At 30.4% G+C, this 13339-nt stretch carries 8 protein-coding genes; 6 read left to right on the forward strand and 2 right to left on the reverse strand.

The annotated features are described in order from the left end of the window. Positions 1-196: 196 nt before the first annotated feature. On the forward strand, positions 197-2254 hold the full coding sequence (locus H9W90_RS13505) for a T9SS type A sorting domain-containing protein (RefSeq protein WP_187482107.1): 2058 nt from the start codon (positions 197-199) through the stop codon (positions 2252-2254). A 105-nt stretch (positions 2255-2359) separates the two neighbouring features. Then, entirely contained in the window at positions 2360-3079 is a 720-nt protein-coding gene (locus tag H9W90_RS13510; protein ID WP_187482108.1) for a 3'-5' exonuclease, read from the forward strand. Here H9W90_RS13510 and H9W90_RS13515 read toward each other — a convergent pair. Together H9W90_RS13515 and H9W90_RS13520 are read right to left on the reverse strand one after the other, a co-directional pair. Then, positions 3076-4947 (reverse strand): ABC-F family ATP-binding cassette domain-containing protein, encoded by a 1872-nt coding sequence (locus H9W90_RS13515; protein ID WP_187482109.1) that lies wholly within the window; start codon positions 4945-4947, stop codon positions 3076-3078. The two genes, H9W90_RS13510 and H9W90_RS13515, sit on opposite strands and share 4 nt — an antisense overlap. Positions 4948-5222: 275 nt before the next feature. Next, a complete protein-coding gene (locus tag H9W90_RS13520; protein WP_187482110.1) occupies positions 5223-8858 on the reverse strand; it encodes a GEVED domain-containing protein in 3636 nt (1211 codons plus the stop codon). 367 nt (positions 8859-9225) lie between these two features. Here H9W90_RS13520 and H9W90_RS13525 point away from each other — a divergent pair, with 367 nt between their 5' ends. The 4 genes from H9W90_RS13525 to H9W90_RS13540 are packed head-to-tail and all read left to right on the forward strand — an operon-like array spanning position 9226 to position 13226. Then, positions 9226-10242: a sugar phosphate nucleotidyltransferase gene (locus H9W90_RS13525; protein ID WP_187482111.1), complete on the forward strand. Its 1017-nt coding sequence runs from the start codon at positions 9226-9228 to the stop codon at positions 10240-10242. Further along, positions 10242-11219, forward strand: coding sequence for a tetratricopeptide repeat protein (locus H9W90_RS13530; protein ID WP_187482112.1), 978 nt, complete (start codon positions 10242-10244; stop codon positions 11217-11219). The genes H9W90_RS13525 and H9W90_RS13530 overlap by 1 nt, the downstream gene beginning before the upstream one ends. 1 nt (position 11220) lies before the next feature. Then, a complete protein-coding gene (lolB1, locus tag H9W90_RS13535) occupies positions 11221-11991 on the forward strand; it encodes a lipoprotein insertase outer membrane protein LolB1 (RefSeq protein ID WP_187482113.1) in 771 nt (256 codons plus the stop codon). Continuing rightward, positions 11991-13226 carry a murein hydrolase activator EnvC family protein gene (locus H9W90_RS13540; RefSeq protein ID WP_187482114.1) on the forward strand — a complete coding sequence of 412 codons (1236 nt, stop codon included), beginning with the start codon at positions 11991-11993 and terminating at the stop codon, positions 13224-13226. The genes lolB1 and H9W90_RS13540 overlap by 1 nt, the downstream gene beginning before the upstream one ends. Positions 13227-13339: the final 113 nt, after the last annotated feature.

The following is a 13339-nucleotide window of genomic DNA, read 5'->3' on the forward strand; positions in this document are numbered from 1 at the left end:
CGCTACAATAAAAACTACTTAACAATCATTTAATCTAAAAACTTTAAGTTAACGTTTAAATAACATTTAAAAACAGTTAAAGGCTTGTTTAAAAAATAGTTAACTACATTTAACTATTAATTAATCTATAGGGTACTACTAAAGAAAGTAAATATTTTATATCTTTACACAACAAAAAACTTTAAACAAATATCACATGAAAAAAAATTACTTTTTTACTTTATTACTAACCCTTTGTTTTAGTGCTATAACTTTTGGACAAGGTTTAGAGCCTTTTACAAATTCGAACGCAACTTCTGCTTATGCAGATGATAGTTTTGTTGGAGAGGGAGGAATTACTTGGACATATGTGGCTTCTAGAGATGATGATGGTACAGCAGGAGTTACTGCACCTGCTTTAATGTTAAGAAGAGTTTCTGACGATAGTAAAATTACTTCTAGTACAATATCTGGTGGAATTGGAGACTTTTCTGTTAAATTATATAAAGGTTTTACAGGTGGTGGAAACAGACAAGTAGAACTTTTTGTTAATGGAGTTTCTAGAGGAACATCAGTGCCTTTTGATGATTTTGATGAACATGTATTTACTGTTTCTGGAATTAACGTTACAGGAAACGTTGTTATTGAAATAAAAAATACAACGTCTAAACAAGTTATTATAGATGATATTTCTTGGACAGCTCCAAGTTCTGATCCAACAATTGCAATCACTAATCCTTCAGACAATCAAGTGTTTCCTGGATCAACAACAGAAGTTCCAATTATTTTATCTGTTTCAAACTTTATTCTTTCTGGAGATAATGGTTCAGAATTGAGTGATAACACTGGAGATGGTTATATTAAAGGAACACTTCAAGCTTCAGGAGAAGCTCCAGGTACCAAAAATATATTTACTACAACTCCAGAACCTGCAACTGTAGAAGCTGGTAAATCTTACACTATAACAGCAGAATTAGTAGATAACAGTGGAGCTTCATTGTCTCCTAAAGTAGAAGCTATAATTTCTTTTTCTGTAGACTTTCCTTGTGATATTGTTTTAGATAATTATGTAAGCACATGTGTAACTGAGACTGCCGGTGTAGATACTTATGATATTTCAATTCCATTTACTGGTGGAAATACTTCAACTTATACGTTAACAGCAGATTCTGGTACTATTGGGGGAGATGATCCGTCTACAAATGCTTCTGGAACTATAACTATTACTGGTGTTACAGAAGGTACAGATGTTGTTTTTACACTTAAAGGAGATGTTGCTAATAGTAATTGTGATTTAACAAGAAATATTTCTAGTCCTACTTGTATTGCGTTTCCAGTAATTGAAGATTTTGATTATGATGATGGAGCAATTTTAGGAGCTCAACCAGCTTGGACAACTTTAAATTCTGGTGATGATATGTTAGTTGCAACTGGTAATTTAGATTATACCGGTTTAAAGGCTTCTACAGGTCGTTTACTTGAGTTTGATGAATCAGGTTCAGAAACATACACTTCTTTTAAAGATGTAAGTTCAGGTACAGTTTATGCTTCTTTTTTATTAAAAGTTACAGCTTTTCAAACAAACGCTTCTCCAGATCTAACTGATGGTGGTTACATTGCTTCATTAGCAGGGAGTACAAGTGGTTATGATGCAAGATTTTGGGTGAGACCAAATCCAGGAACAGGAACTGGTGAAACGACTTTTGATATTGGTTATGGTACAGAAAGTTCAAATCCAACTTTTACTTCTGGAACTTACGAGTTAAATGAGGTTATTTTTGTTGTAATGGCTTATGACATGGATAATGCAATGGTTAGTACATGGATTAACCCAGCTGCTGCTTCTTTCGAAGGTACAATTCCAGCTGCGACACTTTCATCAACAGATTCTAACCCACCATCTGCAATTAATCTTTTTGTTTTAAGACAAGATTCTGATCAAGAAACACCGTTTGTTCAAATTGATGCTTTAAGAATTTCTAACTCTTGGGCAGAAGTTACGCCAAAAGATGTTGTTGCCTCTGTAGACAGAAATGCTATTGATGGTTTTGCAACATACCCAAACCCAATTACAGATAAAAGATTTACAATTTCTAGTAATAGCACAAACGTAAAACAAGTAGCTATTTTTAATGTTTTAGGTAAAAAAGTGTTTACTTCTACTTTTTCTGGAAACACTAAAAATGTTGATATTGCTGGTATTAATTCAGGAATTTATATTTTAAAAGTTACTGAAAATGGTAAAACAGCAACAAAAAAATTAGTAATTAAATAGTATTTATAGCTATTTAAGTTACTTACTTATTTTAAAAGCTCCGAATTAAATTCGGAGCTTTTTTATTTTTATTATCTTTAGAGGTGAAAAGAAAAATTTATTGCTATGAACCTTACTGTAAAATTAAATGATATCTTATTTTTAGATATTGAAACTGTTCCTCAAGAAGAAAATTGGAGTTCTCTCTCTAAAGAAACACAAGAACTTTTTAGTAAAAAAACACAATACCAAAGAAAAGAAGAATTTACTGCCGAAGATTTTTATGAACGTGCAGGTATTTGGGCAGAATTTGGTAAAATTATCTGTATTTCTGTAGGTTATTTTGTTGATGTAGAGCACAATAAACAATTGCGTTTAACTTCTTTTTATGGCGATGACGAGCATCAACTATTAATTAATTTTAAAGTTTTATTAGACAAGCATTTTGCAAAGAAAAACAATGTTTTATGCGCGCATAATGGAAAAGAATTTGACTTTCCTTACATTGCAAGAAGAATGATTGTAAACAAAATTGAGCTCCCTAAAAAACTAAATTTATTCGGTAAAAAACCATGGGAAGTTCCACATCTAGACACTTTAGAAATGTGGAAATTTGGCGATTACAAACATTATACTTCATTAAAATTATTAACTTCAATTTTAGGAATTCCTTCTCCAAAAGACGATATTGATGGTAGTGAGGTTGCTAGTGTTTATTACAAAGAAAAAAATCTACAAAGAATCGTTGCATATTGTGAAAAAGATACGATTGCAGTTGCACAAATTTTACTTCGTTTTAACAATGAAAACTTAATAGAAGAAAAAGATATTTTAAGTATAAATTAATCTTCTTGTTTCATAGAAAGTTCTAACCAACGCTCTTCTTTCTGTTCTATAGTGTTAATTATTTCTTGTAATTCTTCAGATTTTTTTGCAATATCATCTGGTGCAATTTCAACATTTAAAAACTGCTTTTCAATTGTTGCTTTTCTTTTTTGAAGTCTTTCAATTTCTACCTCTAGTGTACCAAATTCTCTTTTTTCATTAAAACTTAAAGCATTTTTTGTCTGCTTTTTTTCAACTTTTTTTTCTGTTTTTATTTCAGTTGGCTTTATTTCTGCTTCATCTTTGTCTGCTGAACTTTCATAAGCTCTAAAATCTGAATAATTTCCAGGAAAATTCTCTACAACCCCTTCACCTCTAAAAACAAATAATGCATCTACAATTTTATCCATAAAATAACGGTCATGAGAAACAACCAATAAATTTCCAGGATAATCTAGCAAGAAACTTTCTAATACATTTAGGGTAACTACATCAAGATCGTTTGTAGGTTCATCTAAAATTAAAAAGTTAGGGTTTTGAATTAAAACAGCACATAAATACAGACGTTTTTGTTCTCCTCCAGAGAGTTTTTCAACAAAATCGTATTGTTTCTTTTTATCAAATAGAAAACGTTCTAATAGTTGAGACGCAGATATTTTTCTTCCTTTTGTTAACGGAATAAATTCACCAAATTCTTTAACAACTTCTATTACTTTCTGACCTTCTTTTATGTTGATTCCTGCTTGCGTATAATATCCATACTTTACAGTTTCACCTAAAACTACTTTTCCTGAATCTGCTGGTGCAGTTTCTGTAATAATATTTAAAAAAGAAGATTTTCCAGTTCCGTTTTTACCAATAATTCCTATACGTTCTCCACGTTTAAAAATATAGTCGAAATTGTCTAAAATTTTCTTATCACCAAAAGATTTAGATACTTTATGAAGTTCTAGAATTTTACTTCCTAAACGCTCCATATTTATTTCTAACTGAACTTTATGATCTTTTCTACGTTGATGCGCTTTTTCTTTAATTTGATAAAAATCGTCTGTTCTAGATTTCGATTTTGTTGTTCTTGCTTTAGGCTGCTTTCGCATCCATTCTAGCTCTTTTTTAAACAAACTTTTAGCTTTGCCTAAATTGGTTGCTTCTAATGCTAAACGTTCTTCTTTATTTTGAAGGTAATAAGAATAATTTCCTTTGTATTTGTATATTTTACCTTCATCTAACTCTAAAATCTCGTTACAAACTCTTTCTAAAAAGTAACGGTCATGCGTTACCATAAAGAGTGTAATTTTTTCTTTTGCAAAAAACGCTTCTAACCATTCTATCATTTCTAAATCTAAGTGATTTGTTGGTTCATCTAAAATTAATAGGTCTGGTTTATTAATTAAAACAATAGCTAAAGAGAGACGTTTTCTTTGTCCACCAGAAAGTGCACCTACTTTTAAAGTTAAGTCATCTAGCTTTAATTTTGATAAAATTTGCCTGTATTGTGTTTCAAAATCCCAAGCATTAAACTGTTCCATTTGTTCAAATGCAGCTTGATACGCATCTGTATCATCTAGATTTTTTAAAGCTTTTTCATATCGATTTACAATAGATAGTATTTTATTATCAGTAGCAAAAATGGTTTCCTCTATTGTTAAATCTGGATTTATATCATCTTTTTGAGCCAAATAAGCAATAGAAATTCCTTTTCTGGAAACAACTTGCCCGGAATCTGGTACATCTAAACCTGCTATAATATTAAGAATAGAAGTTTTTCCACTTCCATTTTTTGCTACAAATGCAACTTTTTGATCTTTATTAATTCCGAAGGAAATGTCTTCAAATAAGATGCGTTCTCCATAAGCTTTAGAGATATTTTCTACTGATAAATAATTCACAAGTTATATTTTTTGCAAAGAAACAAAAAACCCAAGCGTAAACTTGGGTTTTTGTAATCATTTAATTTAACAAGGAGGGTTTTTTAGGGGTAAGCTAAATTAAATAACTTTTGATGTTGTAAACATATTGCAAATAAATGTACTTGTCAATCCCCGAAAACAGTGAAATTTTTTGTTCACGGAAAACCGTGATTTATCTCACGGAAAACAGTGAGTTTAATTTAAAAACCCCAAGCTATACTTGGGGTTTTGTAATAGTGTTAAATAACTATATTTTACTTTTTAATGAACTTTTTAACTATTGATTTTTGTCCATCTGTTATTTCTAACATATAAATACCAGTTTTTATTTTACTAATATCTATTGGTTGTCTTGTTAAAACACCTGTTGTTAAAGTTTGTCCTAACATGTTTGTAATTGCAAAGCTTACTTCTCTTGAATCATTTAAGTGAATGTTTAAATAATTTCCCTTAACTGGATTTGGATACATTGTAAATTCGAAAGCATTATTTTCAGTACCTAATTCATCTCCAGAAATTGCGTTATTAAATGTAGTATAATTAGCAGTTGAGTTTGTAATATTTACAGTATAATCTTCTACTTCACCATCAGCAAAAGTTTCACAAGCTGTTTGTGCGCTGTTATATTTCATTGAAACACGCATTCTTGTTTGACCTGTATTGGCTGTAGAAGGTATTGTTACATTTGCAGTTAAATTTGCAGCACTAGAAGAAGAACCAGAAGCAACTTTTTCACTTTCTTCAAAAGTTCCGTTTTGATTATAATCTATCCAAATTGCCCAATGTTCTGTATATGCAGTATTCGAAAAACCAGCACTTATTACTAATTGATTTACACTACCTCTAGATACCGTTGCTACTTTTGATGTGAAATCTCCATACCCAGCATTTGCAGCAGTTGTATTTGTCATTCCACCAAAACTTACATAATCTATCCACTCATAACTTACTCTATTTCCTTTAGAAGTACAATATGTAAGAGCTGTTCCTAAAGTTGTAAAAGAAACACTATTACTAGATCCAGAAGCGTTTCCTGCATCATCTTTAGCAGTTACAGTATATGTGTAAGATGTACTTGCAGTTAAACCCGTAATATTTGCAGAAGTTCCTGTTACGGTTCCAATACTTGTTCCGTTATTAAATACTTCGTATGTAGTTACTCCTACGTTATCTGTAGACGCTGTCCATGATAATGTTGCAGTAGTTTGAGTTATGTTTGAAACAGACAAACTTGTTGGTGCAGTTGGTGCTTGTGTATCTGCATTCACATTTACAGTTCTAGTAACTTGCGTTGCAGAGTTGCCAGCAGCATCACTAACATTATAAGTAACTACGTAAGTTCCAACAACATTTGTATTAACAGTATCTCCTCCAATAACAATACTAGAAGTTAAGTTTCCATCCACATTATCAGTTGCTGTTGCACCTTGTTCAGTGTAAGAATTTCCTTGTGTTAAATTAATTGTTGATGCTCCAGTTAAAGTAATTACGGGTGCAGTTGTATCTGCAGCTCCGCCAGAAATATTTACAGTGTAATCTTCTGTTTCTCCGTAATTATATGAGCCACAAGAAGAAGGAACTGCATTGTATTGCATAACTACACGCATTCTTGTAGTTCCTGTTATAGCAGAAGTTGGTACTGTAAAAGAGCCACTTACTGGTGTCGTTTTAGAAGCCGTTTTTGTCCAAACTGTTTCTCCACTATCTGCAAAATCTCCATCTTTATTATAATCAATAAAAACTGCATAACCTTCGTTATAAAGAGTACCAGTCCAAGTAGGAGTTATAGTAATTGTTGAAGATGCTCCTTTGGTTAAACTTGTTGATTGAGATGTGTAGTCTGCATATCCACTAGATGAAGCGCCTGTTGTATTATTAATACTTCCTAAAACAACTTTACTAATATATTCGTCTGCTACACTATTTCCACTTGAAGCACAATAGTTAAGTTGAACTTCTGTAGTAGTAAAACTCACAGAGCTAGAGTAAGAAGATGTAGAGTTATCTGGACATTTACTTCTTACTTGAACTTGATAAGAAGTTTCAGGAGATAATCCTGACAATGAAGTTGAAGTTCCTGCAATAGCAGAAGTTGTCCAAGTTGAAGTTCCTGTTTGACGGTATCTAAAATCGTAAGAAGTACCAGAAACTGCATCCCAAGAAATGGTAGCTGTAGAAGAACCAAATCCATCAATAGTAAGATTAGAAGGAGTTGTTGTATTACATACAACAGGAGTTCCAGATAAACCAGTTATGATTAAAGAATAATTTTGACTTCCGCCAGTTAATGAACCTTTATGTGTTACAGTAATTGTATAAGTTCCAGATGCATTAGCAATATCAACTCTTTCATAAGGATCTACGTTATTGTCTCCTTTTCCATTGGTTGTAACGCCAGTTAATTTCCAAGGAGTGTAAGTTGTGCCACTTTTAGAAACTCTAATATCTAAATCGTTTACTAAAACAGGAGTACTAGAATTTGTTGCAGTTGTTGCTGTTCCAGCTCTGTCTGTCCAAGAAATTGAAGCCATTAAATCGTTAACTCCATCAGAATCTACTGTAATTTGATATGTTTGCCCACTTGTTAAAGTCAATTCTTCAACTTTAGATTCATTACCATTTTCAGTAATTGCTTCTGCAGCTCTTTTTGCGTTCATTAATCCCCAACCATAAATTGCATCAGGGCCATTAGCGCCAACATCATCAGCAGTATGTAAAGCAATTCCTTTTAAAGTTGAAGCTTTAATAAAAGAACCTCTAACATTGTTAGCATGTTGTTGCAAAATTAATAAAGAACCAGCAACATTAGGCGAAGCCATAGAAGTTCCTGTTATACTATTGTATGCAGTATTACTAGATTCATAAGTAGAGTAAACACTTGTTCCATTTCCAGTAATGTCTGGTTTAATTCTGTAATCATCAGTAGGACCTTCACTACTAGAAGAATTTATGGTAACAGAAATTAAATTTCCTGCTGCATCTATGTTTGCATCATTTGCATTGGCAACTACCATTCCGTTTTTTGCAGTAGCATGACCAGATAATTTATCATAAGAAGAGTTACCTGCTAAAGGAGATCCATTTGCTGAATTATCATTTCCATCATTTCCGGCAGCAACAACCATTAAATAATTAGGAGCATTAAACATTATGTTGTCCCAATCTCTAGAATCTGTAATATATCCTCCAAAATAATAATTTGGCAGTTGAGGTTGTCCTTGTTGGTTTCTAGCAGCAAAACCATAAGAATGATTAGAAACTAACATTCCGTTAGCAGCTGCGTTTGTTGCTTCTGCAGTATCATTATTCCAATCGTAACCAACAGCACTTGCATGAGGAGCCATACCTTTTGCGTTTGCAACAACTCCAGAAGCAATAATTGTTCCTGTTACGTGAGCAGAATGGTAATGAAGCGCAGTGGTTCCATCTCCAATTGAAAATCTATTTGTTCCTCCAGCACCATCATATTCTTGATGAGATGCTCTTGCTAATCCACCATCCCAAACATGGGCTGTCATATTCTGTCCCATTAAATTTAAACCTAAAGATCCGCCGGCATTTAAATGGTTTGTTCTTGTAGATTTAGCTGCAGCAACATTAAATGTTGTATAATATATTGGCTTACCGTTAACAACTCTTTGAATTTCTAATAATTCACCTTTTTTATTTGTAAATCTAATTTTCCATCCTTTTTCTTTAGCAATTTTAATAGCTTCTTGCTTTTCAACGGAAGCTTTTTGTTTAAAACCATCTTTTAAAGTAGTAAGTTTTTGTTGATTGTATTTTCCACTAATCTCTCTTAATTCAGCTTTTTTTTGGGCATGAATTTGAAAAGTAAAAAACATCATAACTCCAAAAATAAGGAGTTTACTTAAGTAACCTTTTTTCATTTTAGTTAATTTTAAATTAGTAATTATTTGAGTTAATTGTATCGCTTTTTTTTATAAACACCCAAACGACAGGGTTTTAATTAGAGTTTTTTTTAAAATACAGAATAATTAATTTTGTTAATGTTATTTTATTAAATTCTTATTTATGTGTTAAATAATAATAAAATTTTAACAATTCTTCTACAAACCTATTAAAATATTATTAATAATACAATCACGGAAAACAGTGAAATTTTTACCTCACGGTTTTCCGTGAAAGAACTCACGGTTTTCCGTGAGAATTAGTAACAACTTTAATCTACTGCTAGTTTTAAAAATCTATCAATTAATAGTATATTGCGTTCATTATTATAGATAAAAGAAAAACATGAAAATAATTGTACCAATGGCTGGGATTGGGTCTCGTTTAAGACCACACACATTAACAGTTCCTAAACCATTAACAGTAATTGCAGGAAAACCAATTGTACAGAGATTAGTTGAAGATATTTCTTCTGTAATTGATGAAAAAATAGAGGAAATTGCATTTATAATTGGACCAGCAAAAAAAGGATTTCCTTCAAATACAGAAGAAAATCTTTTAAAAATAGCCAAAGAATTAGGGGCTAAAGGTTCTGTTTATGTTCAAGAAGAAGCTTTAGGAACAGCTCATGCACTTTTTTGTGCTAAAGATTCTTTAAGCGGACCTTGTGTGGTTGCGTATGCAGATACTTTATTTAAAGCAGATTTTAAATTAGATTCTAATGCAGATGGTGCAATTTGGGTAAAACAAGTAGAAGATCCAAGCGCTTTTGGTGTAGTAAAATTAGAAAATGGTTTTATAAAAGATTTTGTAGAAAAGCCGAAAGATTTTGTTTCAGATTTAGCAATTATTGGAATTTACTATTTTAAAGACGGAGATAGAGTAAGAGATGAAATTCAATATTTAATTGATAACGATTTAAGAGAAAATAACGAATATCAATTAACCAATGTTTTAGAAACTTTAAAACAAGATGGCGCTAAATTTATTCCAGGAACTGTAAATACTTGGATGGATTGTGGTAAAAAAGACCCAACTGTAGATACAAATAAACAGGTTTTAGAGTTTGAACATGCTGCAGGTAATAATTTAGTTTCTAAAGATGTTGTTTTAGAAAATTCAGAAATTATACAACCTTGTTTTATAGGCGAAAACGTGGTGTTAAAAAATACAAAAATAGGACCTTATGTTTCTATTGGAGCCAATAGTTTGGTTGAAAATTCTACGATAGAAAATTCTTTGATTCAATCTAATGTAGAAATTTCTAATGCCAATTTAAACAATGCAATGATTGGTAATCATGCAAAATATAATGGCAAGTATACTTCTGTAAGTATTGGTGATTATACAGAATTAACTTAATGATTTTAAAATTTCAATATAAAGAAAAGAGCACAAAGAGAGCAAACTATATTAAGTTTGCTCTCTTCTCTCTTTTTATTATTTTGTTCTCATTTCAATCTTATGCTCAAGACAGTATTCCTGCTGCAACAGATTTAACCGAGGAAAAAGAATTAAAATTTCAACAATTTTTTTTTAAAGCTTTATCAGAAAAATCAATAGAAAATTACCAACAAGCCATTCAGAATTTAGAAAGTTGCAATCAGATTTTATCTGAAGACGTTTCTGTTTTTTTTGAGTTTTCTAAAAATTACTTACTCTTAAAAAATAATTTATTAGCTAAAGAATATATAGATAGAGCGCTTGAAAAAGATTCTAATAATATTTGGATGTTAAAGCATTTAGTGAAAATTCATGTAAAAGACCGAGATTTTGATAAAGCAATAATTATTCAGGAAAAAGTTGTTGTTTTAAAGGAAAAAGAAAGAGGGTATTTGGTTCGTTTATATTTACAAAACAAAGAATATGAAAAAGCGTATGCTTTAATGGATGTTTTGGAAAAAGAAAATGGTTTGCCAGCAAGTTTAAAAAGATTTAAAAAGGGTCTAGATCAAAGAAAAGAGACTACTTCAACTGCAAAAAAAATAGAAGATGTAGCTTCTTTAGAAGAGCAATTTATTACAGATAAATCTTATAAGATTTTAGAACAGATTTTAAATAATTCTTTAAAAAATCCTACTACTTTATTAAAATATAGTGAAGAAGGAATTGCACTTTTTCCTGCACAACCTTTTGTGTATTTAATGAAAGGAAAAGCTTTAAATTATCAGAAAAACTATAAAAAAGCGTTAACAACATTAGAGAATGGTATCGATTTTGTAATTGAAGACAATATGGAGGCAGATTTTTATAAAGAAATGGCAATTTCTTATAAAGGTTTAGGAAATTCGAAAGAAGAAAAGAAGTACAACGAAAAGTCTAGAAAATTAAAAAGTTAAGATGAAGTTTATAAAATATTTCCTGGTTTTAACCATTGTTTTTGTTTCTTGTAAAACAACCAAAAATATGATTGATGCAAATGTAGTTGCCAAAGAAATGTCGGCAAAAAAAGTAGCAAGAAAGCATGTTTCAGCAAATTTTGATAAAAAATCTGTAGAAGCAAAAATGAAAGTTAGCTTTAATAATGGTAAAACTAAACAGAGCATTTCTGTAAATATGAGAATTATTAAAGATGAGGTAATTTGGTTAAAAGGAACCAAATTTATCTCTGTTTTTAAAGCCAAAATTACACCAACAAAAGTGAGTTATTATTCGCCTTTAGGTAAAAATTATTTTGAAGGAGATTTCTCTATGATTAAAAAATTATTAGGTGTAGAAATTAATTTTGAGCAATTACAAAACTTATTTCTAGGACAAGCTTTACAAAATGTAAAAGAAAAAAAACAAGACGTTATTATTCAAGATAATTCTTACGTTTTATCGCCAGAAAAACAAGCCAATTTATTTGATATTTTCTACGCAGTAAATCCCTCACATTTTAAATTAGACAGACAATCTATTGTAAATTCCTTAAAAAACATGCGTTTAGATGTGGTATATCCATCATATAATTTGGTAGATGATGTTGTTTTTCCATCGGAAATTAATATCAAAGCAAAACAAGCGAGTAAGTTTACAAATATAGATTTTACAATGAAATCTGTAGAGTTTAATACAGATTTTGATGTTTCTTTTACGATTCCTAATGGTTATAAACGTGTTAATTTATAGTGATAAATAGTAAATTACATATAGCATTATTCATTCTTTTTTTTAGTTGTTTTTCAGTTTTTTCGCAAACTAGAAAACAGTTAGAAGCACAGAGAAAACAGTTAAAAAAAGAAATACAACAAGTAAATTCGCTACTTTTTAAAGAGAAGAAAAAAGAACAAAATGCTTTAGAAGAATTAAAAGATATAAACCAGAAAATTGAGGTTAGAAATAAATTAATTTCTACAATAAATTTAGAAGCTGCGCTTTTATCTAAAGAGATAAAAAAGAACGAAAAGAATTTAAAGGAATTAAACGATAAACTAACTGCTTTAAAAGCAGATTATGCAGATATGATTTTTAAGTCATACAAAAGCAAATCTCAACAAAGTAGAACAATGTTTTTATTGTCTTCGCAAAATTTTTATCAAGCCTACAAACGTTTAGAGTATATGAAACAATATACTTCATTTAGAAAAAAGCAAGGTGAAGAGATTGGCGTTCAAGCAGATTTAGTAGAAAAATTAAACGACTCTTTACTGTACAAAAAAAGAGAAAAAGACACTTTAATTTTATCTGAAAAAGATGAAAAACTAATTATTGAAAGCGATAAAAAAAACCAAGAAAGATTACTTTCTACTATAAAAAAGAAAGAAAATAAGTACAAAAGAGATCTTAAAAATAAGATTGAAGAAGAAAGAAAAGTCGCTAAAAAAATTGATAAAATTATTAGAGACGAAATTGAAAAAGCAAATAGAATTGCAAGAGCAAAGCTTAAAACAAAACCAAAATCTACCAAGAAAAACGAATTTATTTTAAGTCCAGAAGCGAAAGCTTTAGCCGCAAATTTCGAGCTTAATAAAGGTAAATTGCCTTGGCCAGTTAAAGAAGGTATTATTGTTAGAAGATTTGGTAAACAGCCGCATCCAACGTTTCCTGGAATTACTGTAAACGGTACAGGTTTGCACATTGTAACTCAAAAAGCAAACAATGCACAAGCTATATTTAATGGAGTAGTTTTAAATGTTTTGGTAAGTTCTGAAGGTAGAAAAAACGTGTTAATACAGCATGGAAACTACATTTCTTCTTATAATAATTTAGAAAGAACTTTTGTTAAAAAAGGAGACAAAATAAAAACAGGACAAAAAATTGGGACAATTTTTACCGATAAAGTTTCTGGAAAAACAAAACTTATATTTGTACTTTTCAAAAATACCACACGTTTAAATCCTTCTACTTGGATTCTTAAAAGATAAGTTTTAGTAGAATAAAACCTTAAAAACTACATTTTTAGTTTCTGATTATCAATAAAATAAATTTTTTATATTTATTTACTTTTATTAGATATCTTTGATATATCAACAATCGT

This window comes from Polaribacter pectinis, from assembly GCF_014352875.1.
GTDB lineage: Bacteria > Bacteroidota > Bacteroidia > Flavobacteriales > Flavobacteriaceae > Polaribacter > Polaribacter pectinis.